A 23,086-nucleotide genomic window follows, 5' to 3' on the forward strand; every position below is an offset into this window, starting at 1 on the left:
CCCTCTTTTACCGGGCGGGAGCACTCCCGCCCTGATGCTTAACAAGGGAGACCCTTTATGTCCTCACGCAGAGAGTTGGCTAATGCCATTCGCGCATTAAGTATGGATGCGGTACAAAAAGCAAAATCTGGTCACCCTGGTGCGCCAATGGGCATGGCAGATATCGCCGAAGTATTATGGCGTGATTTCCTCCAGCACAATCCAACTAATCCCGCCTGGCTGGATCGCGACCGCTTTATCCTTTCGAACGGCCACGGCTCCATGCTGCTTTACAGCCTGTTGCACCTGAGCGGTTACGATCTGCCTATCGAAGAACTGAAAAACTTCCGCCAGCTGCATTCCAAAACGCCGGGGCACCCGGAAATTGGCTACACGCCGGGCGTTGAAACCACCACCGGCCCACTGGGCCAGGGCCTGGCGAATGCCGTCGGTCTGGCGATTGCTGAACGTACGCTGGCGGCCCAGTTTAACCGTCCCAATCACGATATCGTCGACCACTTTACCTATGTGTTCATGGGCGACGGCTGCCTGATGGAAGGTATTTCCCATGAAGTCTGCTCGCTGGCCGGTACGTTAGGTCTGGGTAAACTGATTGGCTTCTACGATCACAACGGTATTTCTATCGATGGCGAAACCGAAGGCTGGTTTACTGACGATACGCACAAACGCTTCGAAGCCTATAACTGGCATGTGGTGGGTGAGATTGACGGCCATGACGCCGATGCCGTGAAAGCGGCCATCCAGGAAGCGCAGAGCGTCACCGATAAACCGTCACTGATCATCTGCCGTACGGTCATTGGCTTCGGCTCACCGAATAAAGCCGGTAAAGAAGAAGCCCACGGCGCTGCGTTAGGCGAAGAAGAAGTGGCGCTGACCCGTAAGCAACTGGGCTGGAACTATCCGGCGTTTGAGATCCCCAAAGAGATTTACCAGCAGTGGGATGCCAAACAGGCAGGCGCTGAGCGCGAAAAAGCCTGGAACAACAAACTGGCTGCCTATAAGCAGGCTTATCCAGAGCTGGCCGCAGAATACGAGCGCCGCATGAACGGTGGAATGCCGGCAAACTGGGAAGCGGAAACCGCGAAGTTTGTTGCCGAGCTGCAGGCGAATCCGCAAAAGATTGCCAGCCGTAAAGCCTCGCAGAACGCACTGGAGGCTTATGGCAAACTGCTGCCCGAGTTTCTGGGCGGTTCCGCCGACCTTGCGCCGAGTAACCTCACCATCTGGTCAGGCTCAAAATCCATTAAAGACGATCCGGCCGGGAACTATATCCATTATGGTGTCCGCGAATTCGGCATGACGGCGATCGGTAACGGGATTGCCCATCACGGCGGCTTTGTGCCTTATACCGCAACCTTCCTGATGTTCGTTGAGTACGCCCGTAACGCGGTCCGTATGGCGGCACTCATGAAGGCTCGCCAGATTATGGTGTATACCCACGATTCCATTGGCCTGGGCGAAGACGGTCCGACCCACCAGCCGGTTGAGCAAATTGCCAGCCTGCGCGTGACGCCAAATATGAGCGTATGGCGTCCCTGTGACCAGGTAGAGACAGCCGTGGCCTGGCAGGCGGCGATTGAACGTCATCACGGCCCGACTGCGCTGATCCTGTCGCGTCAGAACCTGGCACAGCCTGAGCGTACTCCAGAGCAGGTGGCTAACATCAAGCGCGGGGGTTATGTGCTGAAGGATTGCGATGGCACGCCAGACATCATCCTTATTGCCACCGGGTCCGAAATGGAAATTACCCTGGGTGCGGCGGCGAAGCTGACGACCGGCGGTCATAAGGTCCGGGTGGTTTCGCTGCCATCAACTGACCTGTTTGACGCACAGGATGCGGCTTACCGTGAGTCGGTACTGCCTTCCACCGTGAAAGCGCGCGTCGCGGTAGAAGCGGGCATTGCAGACTACTGGTACAAGTACGTCGGACTGGACGGTGCCATCGTGGGCATGACCACCTTCGGTGAGTCGGCTCCGGCGGAAAAACTCTTTGCTGAATTTGGCTTTACGGTGGAAAACATCGTCAGCCATGCTGAAGCCCTGCTGAAACCGGCGTAATCCCTACCCGCCTGAGCGTCCTGCCGCTATCCGGCAAGGTCGCTCGTTCAGCGTACCACCGCGCGCCAGCCCTGTGCTGGCGCGCGGCTTTCTGAAATCCGCTTCCTGTCGCAGATCGCCTCCCGCCAGGTCTTCGTTATCCGTCCTGAACAGGCTATCCAGTGAGCATGGCATCCCGCGCGTTATCACACGTATTTTCCTGCTCGACAGCCGGCCGTTGCCGCCCTGCTTTACGCTCCCTTCAGTGGGAACCCCAGCGGAACAGAAGAGGAAAACGCGCGTATGGGTTGCGATGACGTTAAGTGGCGCGGGTTGTGCCACTCGCTATTGCCGAGCGATGACGTGGGTTTACCCTGATTGAATCCTGTTTCCCTCTGTGAATATCAGCCAGGCCAACGCTTTTATCAGGACGCCAGGTCAGACTGCCGTTTACGCAGCCTGACCTGGCGTTATTTATGGAACAGGTTTATTTCAAAAAATGGCTCAGCAATAACAACGAAAGCGAAACGTTAATGGCCCCGCCGATGCGCGTGGCGATCTGCGCAAACGGCATCAGGCCCATGCGATTACCGGCCGTCAGAATGGCCACATCGCCGGTGCCGCCCTGACCACTCTGGCAGCAGGAGACAATCGCGACATCAATCGGATGCATACCAATCTTTTTGCCGACGAAAAAGCCCGTGGCGACCAGCGCGCTGACCGTGCTGATAATCACCAGCAGGTTGGTGAGCGTAAACGCGGTGACCAGAATATGCCAGGGCGTAATGGCGACACCGACGGCAAACAGCACCGGATAGGTGACAGCAGTGCGAAAGAACCGGTAAACGACCTGAGAACCCGCCAGAATACGGGGAGAAACGCCATTGACCAGCTTCACCAGCACAGCCAGAAACAGCATCCCAACCGGCGCAGGCAGACCGGTAAATTTCTGACCCAACATGCCCACCATATACAGCAACACCGCAAGCAGCGCCCCGGAAGCAATCGCGGTGACGTCAACTTTCCCCGAAAAAACGGATTGCAGCGGCTCAGGTTCAACATTGGCGATGTTCGGCATCAACTGGCCTTCCCCCGTCAGGTGCGGATAACGTTTCCCCAGTTGGTTCAGGCAGCCCGAGATAATAATGGCGGTTACGCCACCCAACATGACCATGGGCAGAATACGGCCCAGCGCGACGCCCTGATCCATATGCAGTAACGCCGCATAGCCAATGGAGAGCGGAATCGCGCCTTCACCGACACCACCCGCCATAATCGGCAGAATAATAAAAAAGAAGATCTGGAAAGGTTCCAACCCCAGCGCCAGCCCGACGCCCATGCCAACAATCATGCCCACCACTTCTCCGCACAACATAGGGAAAAAGATGCGCAGAAAGCCCTGGATAAGCACCGTGCGGTTCATGCTCATAATGCTGCCGACGATAATGCAGCAGATGTAGAGATAAAGAATATTGGTCGATTTATAGAATTGCGTCGTGGACGTCACCACGATGTCGGGAAGCAAACCGTAGTAAACCAACGCAGAGGGGATAAAGGTGGCGCAAATCGCGGCGGCCCCCAGCCTGCCGACCACGGGCAGACGTTTACCAAACTCCCCACAGGCAAAACCAAAAAAAGCCAGCGTGGCGACCATGACCACGATATCGCTTTTCAGCGTCCCACTCAGGCAGTCTACCGCGATAAGCAAGCCCGCCAGTACGAAGAGCGGCAGAGGAATAATCCCGACTTTCCAGTTATCCATAATATGCCACCACTGATCTTTCAGGGTTTTACGGCGCGATGTACTGGACAGTTTCTCAGACAAGAAAGAATCATCAGGTGTGCTCATTATTATCCTCTTTGCATCATTATTTTTTTCAGGATGCCGTTAAAAGAGGATGAATTACGTGAAGGGGAAGGTGTCTGGCATAAAGTTTTAATGGTCTTTTTTAAATTGAGTGATCGTCGTCCTGGTTCGCGCCGTGGTTTTTATGGTTTTTATTGCGGTTCCGTCTGCTTTCCCACGTTAAGGGGCGTCAACGCGGCCCAAAAAACAGTCAGCGTTTTTTTTATGCTGCTTATCATGCGGTTATACTGGGTTGGCCCATATTGTTAAAAAGATGATACAGTAATGTTATTAATTCAAAGCACGTGTAATCGTCATGAAATTGTCATTTCAAACGAAGCTGTTTCTTTCGCTCGTTGTTTTTACGTCTGCCCTGTTCGTGCTACTGGGTAGCTATTATTACGTCAGCATCAACCAACAGATCTACCAGGCGATGAGCATGCGTGCCAAAGTTCAGGCCGAGGAGATTGCGCAGATACCTGACCTTAAAAAAGAGATAGCGGACCACAACATTCAGGCCATTCAGTCATTGATGCAGACGATTGCCAGCAAGAGCGATGCCAGTTTTATCGTTATTGGTGACCACCAGGGCCTGCATCTTTTTCATTCCGTGAGTGAAGATAAAGTCGGCAAGCCGTTAGTCGGCGGGGACAACGCTGCGGTACTCTCGGGCCAAAGTATCACCACCATCCGGACTGGCGGTCTGGGGATTTCGCTGCGAAGCAAAGCACCGATTGTTAACGCTCAAGGCCAGGTCATTGGCATTGTCTCCGTGGGTTATCTCACCCGCTATCTTGAGGCGATTACCTTCAGCAATATGGTCAATATTCTGATCGTGGCTGCCCTGCTGCTTATTGCCCTGTTCATCTTCTCCTGGTTTTTTACCTGCAATATTAAAAAGCAGATTTGCTCGCTGGAACCGCGTGAGATTGGCCTGATGGTGCGTCAGCAAAAAGCGATGATGGAGTCCATCTATGAAGGGGTTATCGTCATTGATGAACATCTGCGAATCGAAGTGATCAACCAGGCGGCGCGAAAACTGCTTGGACTGGCGCAGTCCGCCGAACAACTGCGTGGGCAATCTGTCAGCCAGGTGATCTCACCCGTTCCATTTTTGTCGCAGCCGGTCATGCTGGAAAAAGATACCCATGATGAGATTAGCCGCTTCAATTCGCTGACCGTTATCGCCAGCCGGGTCCGTATCATGCTGGAATCGTCCCTGATGGGATGGGTGATATCCTTTCGCGACCTCAATGATATCGACTCACTCAGCGCCCAACTCAGCCAGGTAAAACGTTACGTCGATAATCTGCGCATTATGCGTCATGAACAGCTTAACCGCATGAACACCCTTTCTGGCCTGTTGCACATGGGCCGCTTTGAAGAGGCAATCGATTATATTGAGGCACAGTCAGAGCACGAACAGGAGCTGCTGGACTTTGTCTCCACCCGCTTCCAGTCGCCCTTGCTCTGCGGTTTACTGCTGGGCAAAGCGGTACGTGCCCGCGAGAAAGGCGTAGATATCCACTTTGATCCCGCGTGTCTGATGGATCGCCCCTTTCTTCCGCTCACGGATGCTGAACTGATCTCGGTGACTGGCAATCTTCTGGACAATGCCATTGAAGCCACCCAACGCGCGCCACTGCCGCACGATCCTGTCGAAGTGCTGATTAAGCTCAACGCGCGTGAACTGATCATTGAAGTCGCCGATCGCGGTGTGGGCATCCGTCCTGAAATCCGTGAGCATATGTTCGAACGCGGGGTGACGACCAAAACCCGAGGCGATCACGGCATCGGGCTGTATTTAATCGAAAGCTATATTGCCCGCACCGGCGGAACGATTGAGGTGAGCGATAACCTGCCGCGCGGTGCTATTTTCTCGCTGTTTATTCCCTGTGTGGAAATAAATCAGTATCCCACCACGGAAACGGAGAAGGTCAGCAATGCAACATGATCCTATTGATGTCCTGATCGTTGAGGATGAGCATGAACTGGCTCAACTTCATGCAGAACTGATTAACAACCATCCTCAGCTGCGGCTGGTTGGAATAGCGCACTCGCTGTCAGAGGCGAAGCAGCAGCTTGAAACAAGATTGCCGCAGCTTGTGCTGCTGGACAATTATCTGCCGGATGGCAAAGGCATCACGCTGATTGGCGATCCTCTCCTGGCAAACGCTAACTGTTCCATTATTTTTATTACGGCCGCCAGCGATATGGATACCTGTAGCCAGGCCATTCGTAATGGGGCCTTTGATTACGTCCTTAAACCAGTCTCATGGAAGCGGCTTAACCGTTCGCTTGCCAATTTTATCGCCTTTGCGGAACAGCAACGCACATGGAAAATCGTCGATCAGAAGAATGTGGACGTGCTGTATCAGTTACAGGCAAAAAACTATCCGCACGACAACGGCAGCAAAGGCATTGAAGAAAATACCTTAGCACGGGTACAAACGCTTTTTGCGGCAGCCACGACGCGTCTTTTTTCGGTGGATGATGTGATGGCCGAGACCGGAGTGAGTAAGACGACCGCCCGCCGCTATCTGGAGCACTGCGTTGAAACAGGGTTTCTGACGGTGGAAATGCTGTATGGCAAGGTAGGACATCCCAGACGAATGTATAAACGCGTATGATGTTATCCCGGGATTGACGCTGTCGGCGCTAAGCGGCCCAGGCATCACGGCACAAGGGAAACCTGTCCGACAGGTGATCGCCACATTGGGCCAGGATGCGCTATCAGCCCGGCAGCGTGCTGTAATCCGAAACAAAAAAAACTGCCCTTCCCTCTTCCCGTCATTCGCAAACGCATTACTATAGGCTTTCTCCCGATTTCTATAGCGAAGCCGTCCCCGTTGAAAATGCGCACTCCTTATTTACTGGCCTTAATGGTTTCTTTGCTTCCCCTTAAAAGCATGGCGCAGGTTGCGCCCGATCCGTTGCTGGCATCGCAAATTGTCGATCGCTATGCCGAGCACATCTTCTATGCCAGCGGTGCCACCGGTATGGCATTGGTCGCGATAGACGGTAATCAGCGGGTTTTCGCCAGTTTTGGTGATACGCGGCCGGGCAGCAATATTCGTCCGCAAAAAGATTCATTGATTCGCATCGCCTCACTCAGCAAGCTGATGACCAGTGAAGTGATGGTGAAGATGGCCGAGCGCGGTGAGATCCGTCTTGACGATCCCCTGAGTAAATATGCACCGCCCGGAAAACGGGTTCCCAGTTTTGACGGTCAGCCCATTCGCTTGATTAACCTGTCGACCCATACCAGCGGCCTGCCGCGTGAACAGCCCGGCGGCAAACCGCATCGTCCGGTGTTCGTGTGGCCCACGCAGAGTGAACGCTGGAGCTGGTTAAACAAGGCCAACCTCAAAGCCGCGCCAGGCACCAACGCGGCCTATTCCAACCTTGGTTATGATCTGCTCGGTGATGCGCTGTCACGTGCAGCAGGTAAACCTTATCCGGCACTGCTACAGCAGTTGATTACCCGCCCGCTGGGCATGAAAGACACCACCTTTACGCCGTCACCTGAACAGTGCGCCCGTCTGATGGTCGCGGAAAAAGGGGCCAGCCCCTGTAACAACACACTGGCAGCGATTGGCAGCGGCGGCGTCTATTCGACACCTGATGATATGGGGCGCTGGATGCAGCAGTTCCTGAACTCATCGGTGAATCATCGTACGCCGCAAATCGACCGCCTGCAGACCTTGATCTACCGTCGCGACCAGCTACATAAAGTCGATGGCATGGATGTGCCGGGCAAAGCCGACGCGCTGGGCATGGGATGGGTTTATATGGGCCCGGCAAACGGTCGTCCTGGCATTATCCAGAAAACCGGTGGTGGCGGTGGTTTTATCACCTATATCGCGATGATTCCGCAGCAAAACGTTGGGGTTTTCGTGGTCGTCACTCGTTCGCCACTGACGCGTTTTACCCCGATGAGCGACGGCGTCAACAACCTGCTCGCGGAGCTGGTGGGCAATCAGAACGGCTCACCAATGATGGTGCAGGCGATTCCTTAACCGCGGCTATCCGCCGTGACTGACTGGCTCACCCAGAGCGTGGGCCAGTCGTCACTGCTGTGCCAGGCATCGCAGGTCGACTCCTGCGCGTATTCGGCTAAAACAAAGCGCTCGCCATCAAACTGCCAACGGGTGGCCGTGCCGCAGTCGCCCAATCCACGTCCCTTGCCAAAGGTATAGAGCTGCCCGGTTGCCGCATCATAATCCGCATTAATCAGCTCAAGCTGGCGATCTGTGTCACCCGGCGGCGTAAAAGGCAGAGTCAGGGTCAGACCGCGCGCCACGTAGGGCGGCGCACGCGTCACTTCAAAGGCCAGATCGATAACGTTGTACGCGCCCATCTCACAGCTCACCAGCAGCAGCGCTTTTTTATCGGTCAGGGGAGATACGCTCACTTCCCGGCGCAGCGGATCGAGCGAACAGCTGTCCGAATTCACGCGCCAGGTGCCGTAATCGATAAGGCCACTGGTCTCTTCACGCGTCAGTGGCGCAGGCGCAGCCACGGCAGGCTGCAGCTGTGGCACCGCAGGGGCGGCCGGCACGCTGTTTCGTTCCCCGCGCCTGACCCAGGCACTGATGTCATTAACCCGTCCCTGCACGTCATCCATATATAACAGCGCCGCCTTCATACCGCGCAACGAAATCTGCGGACCGGCATTGAACGTCAGCTGCAGGCTTTTGGCATCCATGGTCAGTTCAAGGAACTCATTAATAGCGATGGGATTACTGGTGGCAAGATGGTGCGGTTCGACCGTCCAGTGCTTGAAATCGGGCCGGAGTCGGCGTTGATCGACTAACAGATTATCTTTTAGTGCCGGGCCGGGAAGCGCTCCGCTGTAGGCGCTGCCGTAATCGATGCGCAGTAAAGGCTGGTCATCCGTTCCCGCGTGGCGGGAAAGGGTCATCACCAGGCCTTTGTCGCCAGGTATGCTTCGCGCAACGCAATGCGCTGCATTATTGCAGGTTAATTGCCAGTCAGAAAACAGCTTCTGTACCGGCTCAGCCTGAACAGCTGCAACCATAAAAAAAGGCAACGCAAACAGCGATTTCATCCCATACCACATTAAGAAAAACCAGCCCCAACTTCTTTGAGTGGAAGATGATAGCGCAATCGCGCACGTCACGAAGGCCGCATTCTGTGAAGTGCTCAGCAAGCGCAGCTAACCGTCTAAAAAACATCCGCTTTATGACAAGAGAAGTGCAATAAAGTCTGCAGAATATTTATCATGCTGATTCACCCCGCGCCGCTCAATCGGATTCGTCGGACATTCCCGCCAGCGCAATCGGTCAAATACACATAAACGGTCAAAAACAGGCATGATATAGTCGTCACAAGATTAAACATAAAAGGTTATCAACAGATTCTTCTCAGGTTAAAAAGCCCTTTAAAGGTGATCAGCATCACTTTTTAATAATAAAGATTACATCCCGTTTCATAAAAACCCAACAAATATCTCTTTATGTGCGCCGTGAAAATAGCGTCCTGCGTACCCACGCTCAGGCCACATTTTTGCCGCGCGCCTTCCAGTACTTTATAACCCTCGGAGGCCAGCATGTTGCCGATTGAACGCCAGCAGAGAATTATTGATGAATTAATGCGTAATGGACGTGTCATTGTCGCGGAACTTACCGCATTGTGTCAGGTTTCGCAGGAAACGATTCGTCGGGACTTAGCGCAACTGGAAAAGAAAGGCATATTACAGCGAAGTCATGGCGGTGCAGTCCCGGTTAAACAATATAATGCGGCCATACAAATAAATAATCGTGGCATTAATGAATATGAATTATCTTTTCGCCAGCGAATTAATGAACATGTCGATGCCAAAATGGCCATTGCTAAACGGGCACTGGGATTTATTAGCGTGGGTGACTGTGTATTACTCGACAGCAGTACCACCTGTTTTTATCTGGCCCGACAGTTACCCGATATAGAATTAACGGTATTAACCAATTCTCTGCGCATTGTGCAGACGCTGGCGGCGCGCAGCAGTATTCGCACGATTTGCCTGGGCGGAGAATATTCCGATCGCTATGAAGATTTTCACGGCATCGTGACTGAACAACCCTTAAAAGAGTTTCAAATAAATAAAATCTTTTTTTCCTGTAGCAGTCTGGGCAATGACGGTTATTTACGCGAAGGGAATGAACGTAATGCACATTTAAAACAACAGCTCATTCTGGCAGCAGAACGAAAACATTTATTAATGGACAGCTCTAAGTTTCTTCGGCCCTCATTCGCGCGTGTTTGCCATTACCGTGATGTGGATTTTCTCATCACTGACCAATTAAAAGATAAAGAACTGGAACAGGAACTGGCGTGGAACGGGGTAAATATTATCGACTGTTCGCAACGCCCTCAGTCCGTACAGCTTATGAATAATTAAATGGAGTCGCTATGAAAAAACAGCTTATCGCCTGCACCCTGATCGCGTTATTTGCATTCCAGGCCCAGGCAGCAGAAAAAATACGTATGGGGATCGTGGTGAAAATTGGCGGCATTCCGTGGTTTAACGCCATGGAGGCCGGGATAAAAAGTGAAGCGGCGAAAAGTGGGATCGATGCGTGGATGGTCGGGCCCACCGCAGCCGACCCCGCCTTACAGGTGCGGGCCATTGAGGATTTGATTGCGCAGAAAGTGGACATCATTGGCGTGGTGCCGAACGATCCCAAGGTGCTGGAACCCGTTTTACAGCGCGCCCGTGATGCGGGCATCAAAGTGATTACCCACGAGTCGCCGGGCCAGAAGTTTGCCAACTGGGACTTTGAGTTGGTGGATGCAACTACCCATGGCATCAACCATATGAAAGCGCTGGCAGCCTGTATGCACGATGAAGGCCAATACGCGATGTACGTTGGCAGCCTGACGGTGCCGCTCCACCAGCAGTGGACCGACGCCGCGCTGGAATATCAAAAGCAGCATTACCCAAAAATGCAATTAGTCACTGACAAATTTGGCGTGGGGGAATCGCTGGATGATTCCATCCGCACAACCAATGAGCTGATGTCCAGGTATCCGGATCTCAAAGGGATTCTGGCCTTTGGTTCTCAGGGCCCTATCGGCGCAGGCCGGGCGGTGATGAACCGCAACAAGAGTAACCAGGTCTGCGTCATTGGCTCATTCAGTCCGGGCCAGGGCGCGCAGCTCGTCAACCGGGGTGCCATTAAAGGTGGTTATATCTGGAATCCGCATACCGCCGGAGAAGTGTTTGTCCGTCTTGCCGAGATGATGGAGAAGAACACGCCAATTAAAGATGGCATGACCATTGAAGGATTAGGCAAGGTGCGGGTGGATGAAACCACGCACACCATTCTGGGCAACAACACCGAAAGCCTGGATAAAGCCAACCTGCCGAAACTGATTAAGCTGGGGCTGTAGTGATGGAACCTGTCGCACCACAAACGCTCGTCACCCTGAACAGGTTGTCGAAAACCTTTGGCGGTCATCGCGCACTGAGCGATATGTCGCTGACGCTGCTGGCCGGTGAAGTGCACTGCCTTGCCGGGACGAATGGCTGTGGCAAAAGCACGCTGATCAAGGTGATGTCCGGCGTACATGCGCCGGACAGCGGCAGCGAGATCCGCCTGGGCGACGGGGAAATTGTGCCTCGCCTCTCGACACAGCAGGCCAGAGACTTTGGCATACAGGTGATCTATCAGGACCTGTCCCTGTTCCCCAACCTGAGCGTGGCTGAAAATATCGCGTTTGAACACAACCTGCGTGGCCTGTTCGGCTGGCACCAGCGTAAAACGCTGTTTGACAGCGCCCGGCGCGTTGTCGAGGAGCTGCAATTCACGCTCGATCTTAACGAAAAAGTGGCGCATCTCTCTATCGCCCAGCGGCAACAGGTAGCTATCTGTCGTGCCCTGGTTGCCGATGCCCGGCTGGTGATCATGGATGAACCCACCGCCTCACTTACCCGCACGGAAGTGAATCAGCTGTTGCGCACGGTGCGCTATCTCAAGCAGAAAAACATCTGTGTGGTGTTTGTCAGCCATCGTCTGGATGAAGTGCTGGAGATCTCGGATCGGGTCACGGTCATTCGCGATGGTCGCAAGATTGGCAGCTTTCCAGCGCAGGAGATGACGCCGCACCGCCTGACGGAGCTGATGACCGGACAGAAGCTGGAATATCCGTTAAAAAATCCAACGCGCAAGCGCGATCGGGTGCTGCTGGAGGTGGAGGATCTCAGCCGTAACGGACAGTACCACGACGTGAATTTTCGTTTGTATGAAGGCGAAGTGCTGGGGCTCTGTGGCCTGCTGGGTTCAGGCCGTACCGAGCTGGCCCTGTCGCTGTTTGGTATGACCCGGCCTGACAGCGGCAAGATCTGGCTGGACACGAAACCGGTGCGCTTTCGCAGCCATGAAGACGCGATCAAAGCCGGTATTGGCTATGTGTCAGAGGACCGCCTGACGCTGGGGCTGGTTCAGCAACAGTCGGTGGCCGATAACATGGTTTTACCCATTCTCGACAAACTGCAAAACCGCTTTCACCTGATTGATGAATACCGCAAGAACAGGCTGATCCTGCAGTGGATTCAGCAGCTGGGCGTCCGGGTTGCCGACCCCGAGCAGGCGATCGCCACGCTTTCCGGCGGCAATCAGCAAAAGATCGTTTTAGCCAAGTGGGTGCTCACTCAGCCTCGTCTGTTAATTCTTGATTCGCCCACTGTCGGTGTGGATGTCGGGGCGAAAGCCAGTATTTACCAGTTGATCCACGAGCTGGCGCGTGAAGGCTTGTCGATTATGTTGATTTCCGACGAGGTCCCTGAGGTCTGGCACAACTGTGACCGCATTTTGCATTTCCGCGACGGCACGATCCATGCCGAATACCAGCCCGACAGCGTTGAGCAACAGCAACTTGCAGAGGTGATCAATGCCTGACTTATCCCGCTTACGTCCTCACTCCAGTCAGGGCTGGCTGACCTGGGTTTTACTGCTGTTTATTGTGGTTTTCTCACTGACCAGCGACCAGTTCCTCAGCGTGCAAAACCTGCTGGATTTAGCCGAAAGCTATGCGGTAACCGGCATCTTTGCGCTGGGGCTGTTTGTGGTGCTGGTCACCGGCGGCATCGATATCTCCTTTGCTGCCGTCGCCTCGGTGGTGCAGTACTTTATCGCCGCCCTGTTTGTGCACTATCAGTTTGATAACGCACTGCTGAGCATTATCCTGGCCATTGCCTGCGGCACCCTGTTCGGGGTGATCAATGCCTGGCTCATCACCTGGCTGCGGGTCGTTTCCATCATTATCACCATCAGTATGCAGTCGCTGTTGTTTGGCCTGCTGATGTGGTTAACCGGCGGACGCAGCCTCTATCAGTTACCCGACTGGTGGATCACCTTACGCAACGTGCTGCCGTTTACGTGGCAAGGCCAGACGTTTCAGCTTGGCCTGCCGCTGCTCATCCTGCTGATCATCGCCACCCTGACCGCCGTGTTACTCAACAAAACCCACTTAGGCCGCCAGCTTTATGCCGTTGGCGGTGACGCAGAGTCGGCTCGGCGCATCGGGATTCGCGTCGGCCTGATCCACCTGTTTGCCTATGGCTGGTTGGGTGCGATGGCAGCGATTGGCGGGTTGGTACAGGTTTACCGCATGGGTGAAGTGGTGCCGAACGCGCTGGTGGGCGGTGAACTGGATGTGCTGGCTGCCACCGTGCTGGGTGGTGCCAGCCTGATGGGGGGAAAAGGCACGGTCAGCGGCACCTTAATGGGGGTTTTCCTGATCGCCATTTTGAAGAACGGTCTCAACCTGCTTGGTGTCTCCAACTACTTCATGAACATCGTGGTCGGCGGGGTCATCATGATCGCCATCGCCGTTACTCACTATAAAAAACGCAAAGAGACTGACGTCAGCTTTGTCTGATGGGAGAACCCCTATGAAACCTTTATTGGCGTTAAAACCTGACGGCACCAATACCGGCCTGCTGCTGCTCATCGCGTTTGCACTGGCGCTGTTCAGCATCCTGTTGCCCGGTCGTTTCTTTACCGATTCCACCTTTCTCAGCATGGCCTTTCAACTGCCTGAGCTGGGCTTGCTTACTCTGGCGATGTTTATTGCCATTCTGAGCGGGGGATTAAACCTGGCCATTATTACGACCGCCAACCTGACCAGCTTATTCATCGCCTGGGTGCTACTGAGCATGTTGCCGGACGGCGCGGGAACCGGCCAGCAAGTGGGCTGGTTACTGCTGGCGATGCTGGGCGCGATGGTCATTGCGGCACTCATCGGTCTGATTACCGGCGTGATGGTCACGCGCATCGGCGCGCATCCTATTCTGGTGACGCTCGCGACCATGATCACGCTCAACGGCATCGGCATCTGGCTGACAAAAGGGGCGGCGGTGAGCGGCATGCCGCCGGTCGTGCGCGCCCTGGGCTCCGATACGTTGCTGGGTGTTCCGCTGCCGCTGTGGGTATTTTTACTGGCCGCCGCCCTACTGGCGCTGTTCCTGGGAAAAACCCGCGCCGGTAAATGCATCTATATGGGCGGCAGTAACATCAATGCCACCTGGTTTAGCGGTATCAACACACACCGCATGATCATCCTTGTCTATGTCATCTCCAGCCTGCTGTGTGTGCTGGCGGGGCTGGTAATGATGGCGCGCTTTAACTCCGCGCGCATGGGTTATGGCGATGCCTATCTGCTACTGACCGTGCTGGCCATTATTCTTGGCGGCACCGATCCCAACGGCGGCTTTGGCCGCGTTACCGGTGTCGTTCTGGCGCTGATTGCACTGCAGATCCTCTCCACCGGCTTCAACCTGATGAATATCAGCCAGCACGTGAGCCTGGCGATGTGGGGCGCGGTACTGATTGTGGTGCTCGCCGTGAAACAGGGCAAAGCCCGACTGAATGCACGCCGTGACGTGAAGCGCAGCAAGCGCCTGAGCGCGGCACTGAATCCTCTGACTGAGAAAAAGGAAGTATGATGCGTATTCAAATCTCCCCATCATTGATGTGTATGAACCTGATGGAGATCAAACAGCAGTTGGCTGTGCTGAACTCCCGCGCCGACTTCCTGCATGTCGATATCATGGACGGTCACTACGTTAAAAATATCACCCTCTCGCCGTTCTTTATCGAGCAAATCCGTCCGCATACGCCGGTGGCTATCGATGTGCATTTGATGGTTGAGCAGCCTACTGATTTTATTGAAGCGGTGGCCAAAGCGGGGGCTGACTTTATTTGCCCGCACGCAGAGACGATCAACCGTGATGCCTTCCGGGTCATCAACCAGATCCGCAGCCTGGGGAAAAAACCGGGCGTGGTATTAAACCCTGCCACGCCGGTGTCCTTTATTCACCACTATATTCATCTGCTGGAGAAGATCACGGTGATGACGGTGGACCCGGGTTATGCCGGGCAGCCGTTTATTCCGGAAATGGTCGAGAAGATTCAGACACTCAAGGCGTTAAAACAGGCTCACGGGTACCGTTATCTGATTGAGATTGATGGTTCCTGTAATCAGCGCACTTACCGCACCCTGCTGGAGGCCGGGGCGGAAGTGCTGATTGTGGGCACCTCGGGTCTGTTCAATATACATGAGGATCTCACCACCGCCTGGACGATGATGCGCAGCAGTATTGATGCGGCGCAGGAACTGGTGCAGGAGTCGGCATGAAACGACGCTGGCTTGGCATTGACATTGGCGGTACCAGTACGCGCCTGCAGTTGATGGAAGAAGGCCGGAACTGGTGTGGCTTTCGTAAAGTGCCGACCGCCAGCTGGTCACAACAACCGGATGCGCTGACCGCGCTGGGCGATGTGATCGGCGAAACTCTGGAGACACAGCCGGTAAACGGCGTGATGCTCGGCTTGCCCGGTATTCTCAGCCGTGACCGTCAGCAGGTGATCTCTTTGCCCTTTATTCAGGCGCTGGATCAGCAACCCGTGGTGGCGCAACTCAGTGCGCGGCTTGGCGTGCCGGTTGCGATGGATAAAGATGTGAACCACCTGATGTTATGGGATCTGCTGCAGCTTGAGAGGCTACCCGCGAATGCCGTGGGCTTGTATCCCGGAACAGGTCTGGGGAACAGCCTGTGGCTGGAAGGCCGGTTTTATCATGGTCATCATGGGGGTTCAGGCGAGTTAGGCCATATTCCGCTGGCGGGCAACGATCTGCCCTGCCCGTGCGGAAACCGGGGTTGCGCCGAAACCCTGATATCCGGTCACTGGCTGAGCGGCTGGGCAGCATCACAGCAGCCCGATACCGCCATTTCGCAGCTCTTTACCCTGCACGGCGATCACCCCGATCTGCTGGCGTTCGTCGAGCGCCTGGCCCAGCTGATCGCCAGCGAAATGAATATTCTCGATCCCGAATACCTGATTCTGGGCGGTGGCGTGCTGGCGATGGCTGATTTTCCGCTGGCGCGGCTGCGCAGTGCCATACAGCAATACCTGCGTCCACCCGTGACGCGCCAGGGTTTGAAAATCGTCTTCAGTCACGCGACCGATCACACCGGCTGTCGCGGTGCCTGTCTGGCCGCTGAGCGCTATTTTGGAGGGGAAAAATGAAAGGCAAAGTGTGTGTGTTTGGCTCCTTCAACCTGGATATCGTGGCAGGCATGACGCGCTTTCCGTTACCGGGCGAATCCTTAATTGCACAGCACAGCATGATGGGGCCAGGAGGCAAAGGGGCTAATCAGGCCACCGCCGCGCTGCGCGCCGGTGCCCGGGTGCACTATATTGGCAAAGTAGGACACGACGACTTTGGTCTCTTTGCCCGGCGACATCTGGAAAAAACCGGTTTTGATGCGATTACGCTGTTCACCTGCAAAGACAAACCCACCGGAAATGCGTTGATTTACGTAGCCGGTAATGACGCCGAGAACATGATTTCCGTCTATCCGGGTGCCAATCTCACCGTGACAGCCGCAGAGGTTACGCGCTGTAAACCGACCGTTGCGGCGGCGGACATTATGCTGGTGCAGTTGGAAAATAATCTGAGCGCCATTCAGCGCATGATTGATCACGCACGCGCAGCAAATACCTTTGTGATCCTCAATCCGGCCCCGTTTCAAAAAATCAGTGATGCCCTGCTGGCGAAGGTCGATCTGCTGACGCCAAACAGCACCGAAGCCATGCTGCTGACGGGCGTGAAGGTCACGGACATGGCCAGTGCCCGGCAGGCCGCCGAGGCGCTTCACCGTAAAGGCGCACGTCAGGTGATTATTACCCTTGGCACAGCCGGTGCCTTACTGTCTGACGGGCAACAGCTGCTTCACATTCCTGTTTTTCCCGCCACACCACTGGATACAACTGGCGCGGGCGATGCCTTTAACGGTGCGCTGGCTGCCCGGTTGGCCGCAGGGGTTTCTCTGGAGCAGGCCGCGCTCTTTGCGGCGGCGTTTGCCTCTCTGTGTGTCGAACAACCCGGCGCCGCCCACGCTATGCCCTCCTACGCCGATGCACTGGCGCGCCTGCAGGCGCATCCCGAATGCGTGGCCGGGAACGTCATGGCCTGCGCGTAACCCGGCAGCAGATGTGCCGCCAGGCACATCTGCTCTGCACATCATCAGAGCGTCAGCCAGCCCGCGATAAGCGCATGCTGCAACAACATAATGGTTTTGCCGTCGCGAATCCGCCCTTCTTTCACCCACTGCATGGCATCAGGAAAAGCCATTTCCAGCACGTCGATCGCTTCATCGTCGACACCGCCGCCCGCATTCTCACGCAGCGACTCGTGATATTCAGCCGCAAAGAAATGCACCAGCTCGGTCACGCCACCCGGCGACATGTAAACCGCGTAGAGTTTTTCCACCTCTCCCACGGCATAACCGGTCTCTTCGATGGCCTCTTTGCGAATGCAATCTTCAGGGGAATCATCATCCAGTAAGCCCGCGCAGGCCTCAATCAACATACCGTCCTGATTACCGTTAACATAGGTGGCGATGCGGAACTGGCGCGTCAGCACCACACTGTTTTTTTCACGGTTATACAGCAGGATGGTGGCACCATTGCCGCGATCGTAAACTTCGCGTTTGTGACGCACGATTTCGCCCTGGTTGTCGGTAATCTCATAGGTGATATTACGCAGAACAAACCAGTTCTCTGACAGCAGCTTATCTTTGATGATGTTGATCTTGAACGACATGGACGCTCCGCAGCCATATGAAGGGAGCCAGAGATAATAGGACGTGCAGCCTAAGAAAACTATCTGAATTGCGCACCGCCCGCACGCTATCATCAATAACGGCGTGCCGAAAGCGCAGATGCAACGCAAAAAAACTGCCAGCACGCTGGCTGGCATTTTATGCAGCAAATAGGGTCATGTTTATGACGATTTGCCGTCGTGCTCATGGTGGTCATGTTCGGTAGCGGCGATGGCATTAACACGCTTGCGCACGCCAAACCAGCCCAGTACCAGAATCACCGCGATCAACGGAATGGACGCGATAGTGTAGGTTCCATTTGGATAGTCGAACGCCATCAAGACCAGCACGCTAAACAGGAACAGCAGCGTCAGCCACGAGGTAAAAGGTGCACCCGGCAGCTTGAAGCTGACATCGTCCGCTTTGCCTTCTTTGATCGCTTTACGCAGGCGTAACTGGCAAAGCACGATAAAGCCCCACGACGAGATAATGCCGAGCGACGCCACGTTTAATACGATCTCAAACACCTGTGACGGCACGTAGTAGTTAAGCACCACACCGAGAATGTATACGCCAACGGTGACCAGAATTCCGGCATACGGAACCTGCTGGCTGCTCATTTTTGACATGAACTTAGGTGCAGATCCGCCCATCGACATGGAACGCAGGATACGACCGGTGGAGTAGAGACCGGAGTTCAGGCTGGATAATGCCGCACTGAGCACCACGATATTCATGATGCTGCCAATATAAGGCACGCCTAACTTAGAGAAGAAGGTCACAAACGGACTTTGTCCGGCCTGATAGGCATTCCACGGCAGCAGCATCACCAACAGCACCACGGAACCGACATAGAACAAACCAATACGCCAGATGACGCTGTTGATCGCTTTCGGCAACATGGTTTCAGGATCTTTACACTCGCCGGCGGCCGTGCCGACCAGTTCTATCGAGGCGAAGGCAAACACGACGCCTTGCACCAGCACCAGCGCCGGTAACAGGCCATGCGGGAATAAGCCGCCGTTATCCGTGATCAGATGGAAACCCGTTGCGTTACCATCCAGCGGTTTGCCCGTGCCAAGAAACACCACGCCGACCACCAGGAACACCACAATCGCCAGCACTTTCACTAAGGCGAACCAAAACTCCATTTCGGCAAACCACTTTACGCCGATCATGTTCATGGTGCCGACAATCGCCAGTGCGCCCAGGGCGAACACCCACTGCGGCACATCGCCAAACGCGCCCCAGTAGTGCATATAAAGCGCAACGGCAGTGATATCAACAATCCCGGTCATGGCCCAGTTAACAAAGTACATCCAGCCCGCCACATAAGAGGCTTTCTCGCCCATGAACTCACGAGCATAGGAGACAAAGCTTCCGCTACTGGGACGGTGTAAAACCAGTTCGCCCAGTGCACGCAGGATGAAGAAAGAGAAGATACCGCAGACCAGATAAATGATGGCTAAGGCCGGACCCGCTGCCTGTAAACGGGCGCCTGCGCCCAGAAACAGACCCGTACCAATGGCACCACCGATAGCAATCATCTGTACGTGACGATTGCCCATGGCTTTCTTATAGCCGGAGTCGTGGGAATTGAGCCAGCGTCGTTTCGCAGCGCGCATGTCCGCTGCTGATTTCTTAGTAGATTTCATAGCCTTCCTGTTTGTCCTGACCATAAGTCATAGCGCATCCAAACGATTGCGTTTAGCAGTGCGAAATGGGTTGTCTTCCTCTGTGCGCCCGCCTGTGAGTTGACTAAAAGCGGCGCGGGAATTTACGGCGATGAATCCTAACCGTTATGTAACATCGAAGCAAAATATACCGAGGGGATCAGTCGGACGATTTGTAAAAAATTTTTCTGAGATCACAAAAAAACCGGCCTTTGGCTGGCCGGTAAACACTACAGGGATGGAAAAAGAGAGGGTTTAGCGGTAAATCTCTGCGGTGCCGGTCCAAAGACTGGAATCGCCGGGTGTGTCCACGCCGATAACACGGAAATGGCGGGCGCCTTCGGCTTTCGCCTGCTGCGAAAGCTGGCGGGTGACATCATCAAGTGAGCCATTCACGCTGGAGACAGAGACGCTGCCAATCTTTTGCAGGTTCTGGGCTTCACGTTGATCCACCGCCGTGGCGGCGAAGGTCGGGAATGACGCAGTGGCCAACAGGGCGGCGGCGGTGAGGTAAGCAGGTAAATGTTTCATCAATACTCCTGTACTCGCGTTGGTCGCTGTGGTTAAACACGGTAGTGATTATTGCCGAGATAATGAAAGGCAACCTTTGTGAGGTGTAAAGCTGTGCGAGTAATGTTCGCTCTGACGTCGGGATTCCTGGGAAACGTCAACTGCGGTTATTGAGTGACTGAACGGCGCGCGTTGGGCGATGCCATGACAAGCCGCTTGCGTATCCCGCCACCTCTTTTATAATTCCCTGCCATTAAAGGGGTTATTACCGTGATTGTTAAACGCTCTGTTACCAGAAGTATTGCGCAGTCTTTAACCTTGATTGTGTTGCTGGCTTTACTGACTACCGGTCTGGCGCTGCTCACGCTGTCCAGCAGCCTGCGTGACGCGGAAGCCATTAACCTGGCGGGCTCACTGCGGATGCAGAGTTACCGGCTGGCCTGGGATGCCAGACTGGAGCCACAGCTGCTGGCGAATCATCTGGTGCAGTTCCAGCAAACCCTTGATGCCTCCGTATTACAGCAGCTCGACCGTCCCTGGGTGCCACGCAAAGTGATTGACCACTATCAGCGTTTGCGTGCGGGCTGGCCCGTTTTGGCTCAGCATCTTCATGACAACGCGGCACAGGCCTGGCGGCAACAAATGCCTGCTTACGTCGGGGAAATTGACCGCTTTGTTCTGGAACTGCAGCGTTATGCAGAACTGAAAATGCGGGTGGTGGCGGTCAGTAGTCTGACAGGCGTGGTGGCGATTGTGGCCCTGGCGCTGATGACAATCCGCTTTACCCGCCAGCAGGTGGTTAAGCCGCTGAATGCGCTGGTCACGGCCAGCCGGTATGTGGAAAGCGGTAATTTTGCCTTTCCGCCACTGCATGTCCAGCAGCAGAATGAACTCAAGGTGCTGTCACATACGTTCAGCAGTATGGCCGCACAGTTACAGTCTCACTATCAGATACTGGAGCAGCGGGTACGCGACAAAACCCGGGATCTCACCCAGGCAAACCATACGCTGTCGTTGCTCTATGAGAGTTCACAGATTTTGACCCGCGGCCCCTTGCACCCTGCCCTTTTCGACAACGTGTTAGCCAACGTGCGCGCCAGGGAAAACCTTGCGTTTATCCGGCTGGAAGGCGAGTCGTTTATGTTTGCGTCGGGCCAGATCGATGCTTCGTACGCCTGGCATCATTTACCCTTGCAGCAGGACGGTCAACCTATTGGCACGCTGCGCTGGCAAACGACCGTCACAACGCCGCCGGAGGCATTAATGCGAAGCCTGGCCGCCATGCTGGGGCGGTCACTCTGGATCTGGCAGACCCAAAAACAGCATCAGCAAATGCTGCTGCTTGAAGAGCGCGCTACGATTGCACGCGAGCTGCATGATTCGCTGGCCCAGGCGTTAACCTACCTGCGAATTCAACTGACACTGCTGCGGCGCACCGTCGATGCTGGCGATCGTGCCGCACACGACATCATTGCTGAATTTGATCGGGCGCTGGCAGAGGCTTACCGCCAGCTGCGCGAGCTGCTTGCCACCTTCCGCTTAACCATTGAAAAATCAGATCTGGTGGCGGCCCTGCAAGCCATGATCGCCTCCTTACAGGAACAGTCAGCGGCCGAGATCCAGTTCACCTGCCAGCCAGGCCTTCAGGACCTGGATGCCCAGCAACAGGTCCACGTCTTACAGATCGCCCGAGAGGCGCTGTTAAATGCGATTCGCCATGCCAGTGCTCAGGTGATTATTATCGACTACCAGCACACGGAGAAAGGTGAACATGTCCTGACCGTGACGGATGACGGCATCGGTATCGGCAGCACGGAAGAGCCGCCCGGCCATTATGGTTTAACCACGATGACCGAACGTGCTGAACGGCTGGCAGGGTCTTTGCAGATTACAGCACTGCAACGGGGCACGCGCGTCGCACTGCGCTTTCCGCCGCGCCTGGCTCAGCAGATTGAATAACGCCACAACCGCACCGTTTTGCATTTTACCCACGCCGCAATAATCATGCAGGATGTGGCAGATCAACAGACGAAGACGGGATTGCCCCGTACAATGAACATCCTGCGCCTGAACGTTCAGGCGCAGTCTGGAAAACCGATCATACGTACTGCCCATACCGCAAGCCAGTAATGCCAGGGGACAGGGAGATAACATGGAACAACCTGCTTTAACCATCATGATAGTGGACGACCATCCACTCATGCGCCGTGGCATTCGCCAGTTACTGGCGCTGGAACCGCAGCTACAGGTCGTCGCGGAGGCCAGTAACGGCACCGAAGCGCTGGCGGAAGCCCGCCGCCTGACACCAGATGTCATCCTGCTCGATCTGAATATGAAAGGCATGTCGGGCCTTGATACGTTGAAAGCGCTGCGCCACGAAGGCATTAGCTCACGTATTCTGGTCCTGACCGTCTCTGATGCGCGCAGTGATATTTATGCTCTGGTGGATGCGGGCGCAGACGGATATTTACTCAAAGACAGCGAACCCGAAATCTTGCTCGGCCAGATTATGCAGGCCTCGCAGGGCGAGAAAGTGTTTAGCGACGCGGTGAAGCACTATCTTGCTACGCGGCATAACAGCGACGATCCTTTCCGTTTGCTGACCGAACGCGAACGCGGCGTGATGCAGGAAGTGGCGCGAGGACTGTCAAATAAAGAAGTCGCGAATGCGCTGCATATTTCGGAAGAAACGGTGAAGGTGCATATTCGTAACGTCCTGCGCAAACTGGATGTGCGTTCACGCGTTGCTGCAACAATTATGTGGATTGAACGTCGAAACAGTTGATAAAAAACGCGCAAATTTACACATTCTCTATAATTTCTCCACTTTTCAACCCGGCCTCGCACGTAAAGTAGACTTCTACCCGTGCGTGGTTTGCGTGGATTTTTTGTGCATCATGCGCTGTA

The 23,086-nt window shown here is 54.8% G+C and carries 20 protein-coding genes; 14 read left to right on the forward strand and 6 right to left on the reverse strand.

Features of this window, described 5'->3' with window-relative positions:
• Positions 1-57: 57 nt before the first annotated feature.
• Complete coding sequence (tkt, locus tag A6A26_RS20725; RefSeq protein ID WP_063880493.1) at positions 58-2,058, forward strand: transketolase; 2,001 nt, start codon at positions 58-60, stop codon at positions 2,056-2,058.
• A gap of 3 nt (positions 2,059-2,061) precedes the next feature.
• Here tkt and A6A26_RS25625 read toward each other — a convergent pair whose 3' ends face one another.
• Both A6A26_RS25625 and A6A26_RS20730 read right to left on the reverse strand, forming a co-directional pair.
• Positions 2,062-2,247, reverse strand: a complete 186-nt coding sequence (locus tag A6A26_RS25625; RefSeq protein WP_156506688.1) for a hypothetical protein — start codon at positions 2,245-2,247, stop codon at positions 2,062-2,064.
• Between the two features lie 277 nt (positions 2,248-2,524).
• On the reverse strand, positions 2,525-3,886 hold the full coding sequence (locus A6A26_RS20730; RefSeq protein ID WP_063880495.1) for a 2-hydroxycarboxylate transporter family protein: 1,362 nt from the start codon (positions 3,884-3,886) through the stop codon (positions 2,525-2,527).
• A gap of 313 nt (positions 3,887-4,199) precedes the next feature.
• On the opposite strand from A6A26_RS20730, the gene A6A26_RS20740 reads away from it, so the two are divergent.
• The 3 genes from A6A26_RS20740 (at position 4,200) to ampH (ending at position 7,902) form a co-directional block, all read left to right on the forward strand.
• Positions 4,200-5,837, forward strand: coding sequence for an ATP-binding protein (locus tag A6A26_RS20740; RefSeq protein ID WP_063880499.1), 1,638 nt, complete (start codon positions 4,200-4,202; stop codon positions 5,835-5,837).
• Positions 5,827-6,513 carry a response regulator gene (locus A6A26_RS20745; protein ID WP_063880500.1) on the forward strand — a complete coding sequence of 229 codons (687 nt, stop codon included), beginning with the start codon at positions 5,827-5,829 and terminating at the stop codon, positions 6,511-6,513. The genes A6A26_RS20740 and A6A26_RS20745 overlap by 11 nt, the downstream gene beginning before the upstream one ends.
• Before the next feature lie 225 nt (positions 6,514-6,738).
• Complete coding sequence (gene ampH, locus A6A26_RS20750) at positions 6,739-7,902, forward strand: D-alanyl-D-alanine-carboxypeptidase/endopeptidase AmpH (RefSeq protein ID WP_172823932.1); 1,164 nt, start codon at positions 6,739-6,741, stop codon at positions 7,900-7,902.
• Here ampH and A6A26_RS20755 read toward each other — a convergent pair.
• Positions 7,899-8,966, reverse strand: coding sequence for a DUF1176 domain-containing protein (locus tag A6A26_RS20755; protein ID WP_063880502.1), 1,068 nt, complete (start codon positions 8,964-8,966; stop codon positions 7,899-7,901). The two genes, ampH and A6A26_RS20755, sit on opposite strands and share 4 nt — an antisense overlap.
• Before the next feature lie 489 nt (positions 8,967-9,455).
• On the opposite strand from A6A26_RS20755, the gene A6A26_RS20760 reads away from it, so the two are divergent.
• Genes A6A26_RS20760 through A6A26_RS20795 form a run of 8 tightly spaced genes read left to right on the forward strand, consistent with a single transcriptional unit; the run spans position 9,456 to position 17,375 of the window.
• Positions 9,456-10,286, forward strand: coding sequence for a DeoR/GlpR family DNA-binding transcription regulator (locus A6A26_RS20760; RefSeq protein WP_063880503.1), 831 nt, complete (start codon positions 9,456-9,458; stop codon positions 10,284-10,286).
• 11 nt (positions 10,287-10,297) lie between these two features.
• On the forward strand, positions 10,298-11,278 hold the full coding sequence (locus A6A26_RS20765; protein WP_063880504.1) for a substrate-binding domain-containing protein: 981 nt from the start codon (positions 10,298-10,300) through the stop codon (positions 11,276-11,278).
• A 2-nt stretch (positions 11,279-11,280) separates the two neighbouring features.
• Positions 11,281-12,786, forward strand: coding sequence for a sugar ABC transporter ATP-binding protein (locus A6A26_RS20770; RefSeq protein ID WP_063880505.1), 1,506 nt, complete (start codon positions 11,281-11,283; stop codon positions 12,784-12,786).
• A complete protein-coding gene (locus A6A26_RS20775; RefSeq protein WP_063880506.1) occupies positions 12,779-13,768 on the forward strand; it encodes an ABC transporter permease in 990 nt (329 codons plus the stop codon). The genes A6A26_RS20770 and A6A26_RS20775 overlap by 8 nt, the downstream gene beginning before the upstream one ends.
• Before the next feature lie 13 nt (positions 13,769-13,781).
• On the forward strand, positions 13,782-14,834 hold the full coding sequence (locus A6A26_RS20780; protein ID WP_063880507.1) for an ABC transporter permease: 1,053 nt from the start codon (positions 13,782-13,784) through the stop codon (positions 14,832-14,834).
• Positions 14,834-15,526 (forward strand): D-allulose 6-phosphate 3-epimerase, encoded by a 693-nt coding sequence (gene alsE, locus A6A26_RS20785; RefSeq protein WP_063880508.1) that lies wholly within the window; start codon positions 14,834-14,836, stop codon positions 15,524-15,526. Before A6A26_RS20780 ends, alsE begins: the two co-directional genes overlap by 1 nt.
• The gene (gene alsK, locus A6A26_RS20790) at positions 15,523-16,419 is read left to right on the forward strand and encodes an allose kinase (protein WP_063880509.1); all 897 of its coding nucleotides are present in this window, start codon (positions 15,523-15,525) and stop codon (positions 16,417-16,419) included. The genes alsE and alsK overlap by 4 nt, the downstream gene beginning before the upstream one ends.
• Positions 16,416-17,375, forward strand: coding sequence for a ribokinase (locus A6A26_RS20795; protein ID WP_063880510.1), 960 nt, complete (start codon positions 16,416-16,418; stop codon positions 17,373-17,375). Before alsK ends, A6A26_RS20795 begins: the two co-directional genes overlap by 4 nt.
• A 44-nt stretch (positions 17,376-17,419) precedes the next feature.
• Here the strand turns inward: A6A26_RS20795 and nudK are convergent, their stop codons facing one another.
• The 3 genes from nudK to A6A26_RS20810 form a co-directional block, all read right to left on the reverse strand.
• Positions 17,420-17,998 (reverse strand): GDP-mannose pyrophosphatase NudK, encoded by a 579-nt coding sequence (gene nudK, locus A6A26_RS20800; RefSeq protein WP_063880511.1) that lies wholly within the window; start codon positions 17,996-17,998, stop codon positions 17,420-17,422.
• A 180-nt stretch (positions 17,999-18,178) separates the two neighbouring features.
• A complete protein-coding gene (gene ansP, locus A6A26_RS20805) occupies positions 18,179-19,651 on the reverse strand; it encodes an L-asparagine permease (RefSeq protein WP_063880512.1) in 1,473 nt (490 codons plus the stop codon).
• A 273-nt stretch (positions 19,652-19,924) separates the two neighbouring features.
• Entirely contained in the window at positions 19,925-20,200 is a 276-nt protein-coding gene (locus A6A26_RS20810) for a YdgH/BhsA/McbA family protein (RefSeq protein ID WP_063880513.1), read from the reverse strand.
• A 249-nt stretch (positions 20,201-20,449) separates the two neighbouring features.
• Between A6A26_RS20810 and narQ the strand changes: the two genes are divergently transcribed.
• The gene (narQ, locus tag A6A26_RS20815) at positions 20,450-22,138 is read left to right on the forward strand and encodes a nitrate/nitrite two-component system sensor histidine kinase NarQ (protein WP_063880514.1); all 1,689 of its coding nucleotides are present in this window, start codon (positions 20,450-20,452) and stop codon (positions 22,136-22,138) included.
• Positions 22,139-22,331: 193 nt separating this feature from the next.
• Positions 22,332-22,964: a response regulator gene (locus A6A26_RS20820; RefSeq protein ID WP_063880515.1), complete on the forward strand. Its 633-nt coding sequence runs from the start codon at positions 22,332-22,334 to the stop codon at positions 22,962-22,964.
• Positions 22,965-23,086: the final 122 nt, after the last annotated feature.

The organism is Pantoea sp. OXWO6B1 (assembly GCF_001641135.1).
Lineage (GTDB): Bacteria > Pseudomonadota > Gammaproteobacteria > Enterobacterales > Enterobacteriaceae > Pantoea > Pantoea allii.

Excerpts from the sequence above, each read along its gene's own strand:
- tkt (WP_063880493.1), top strand. The coding sequence starts at position 58 with ATGTCCTCACGCAGAGAGTTGGCTAATGCCATTCGCGCATTAAGTATG.
- A6A26_RS20730 (WP_063880495.1), bottom strand. The coding sequence starts at position 3,886 with ATGAGCACACCTGATGATTCTTTCTTGTCTGAGAAACTGTCCAGTACA.
- A6A26_RS20740 (WP_063880499.1), top strand. The coding sequence starts at position 4,200 with ATGAAATTGTCATTTCAAACGAAGCTGTTTCTTTCGCTCGTTGTTTTT.
- A6A26_RS20745 (WP_063880500.1), top strand. The coding sequence starts at position 5,827 with ATGCAACATGATCCTATTGATGTCCTGATCGTTGAGGATGAGCATGAA.
- ampH (WP_172823932.1), top strand. The coding sequence starts at position 6,739 with ATGCGCACTCCTTATTTACTGGCCTTAATGGTTTCTTTGCTTCCCCTT.
- A6A26_RS20755 (WP_063880502.1), bottom strand. The coding sequence starts at position 8,966 with ATGTGGTATGGGATGAAATCGCTGTTTGCGTTGCCTTTTTTTATGGTT.
- A6A26_RS20760 (WP_063880503.1), top strand. The coding sequence starts at position 9,456 with ATGTTGCCGATTGAACGCCAGCAGAGAATTATTGATGAATTAATGCGT.
- A6A26_RS20765 (WP_063880504.1), top strand. The coding sequence starts at position 10,298 with ATGAAAAAACAGCTTATCGCCTGCACCCTGATCGCGTTATTTGCATTC.
- A6A26_RS20770 (WP_063880505.1), top strand. The coding sequence starts at position 11,281 with ATGGAACCTGTCGCACCACAAACGCTCGTCACCCTGAACAGGTTGTCG.
- A6A26_RS20775 (WP_063880506.1), top strand. The coding sequence starts at position 12,779 with ATGCCTGACTTATCCCGCTTACGTCCTCACTCCAGTCAGGGCTGGCTG.
- A6A26_RS20780 (WP_063880507.1), top strand. The coding sequence starts at position 13,782 with ATGAAACCTTTATTGGCGTTAAAACCTGACGGCACCAATACCGGCCTG.
- alsE (WP_063880508.1), top strand. The coding sequence starts at position 14,834 with ATGCGTATTCAAATCTCCCCATCATTGATGTGTATGAACCTGATGGAG.
- alsK (WP_063880509.1), top strand. The coding sequence starts at position 15,523 with ATGAAACGACGCTGGCTTGGCATTGACATTGGCGGTACCAGTACGCGC.
- A6A26_RS20795 (WP_063880510.1), top strand. The coding sequence starts at position 16,416 with ATGAAAGGCAAAGTGTGTGTGTTTGGCTCCTTCAACCTGGATATCGTG.
- nudK (WP_063880511.1), bottom strand. The coding sequence starts at position 17,998 with ATGTCGTTCAAGATCAACATCATCAAAGATAAGCTGCTGTCAGAGAAC.
- ansP (WP_063880512.1), bottom strand. The coding sequence starts at position 19,651 with ATGAAATCTACTAAGAAATCAGCAGCGGACATGCGCGCTGCGAAACGA.
- A6A26_RS20810 (WP_063880513.1), bottom strand. The coding sequence starts at position 20,200 with ATGAAACATTTACCTGCTTACCTCACCGCCGCCGCCCTGTTGGCCACT.
- A6A26_RS20820 (WP_063880515.1), top strand. The coding sequence starts at position 22,332 with ATGGAACAACCTGCTTTAACCATCATGATAGTGGACGACCATCCACTC.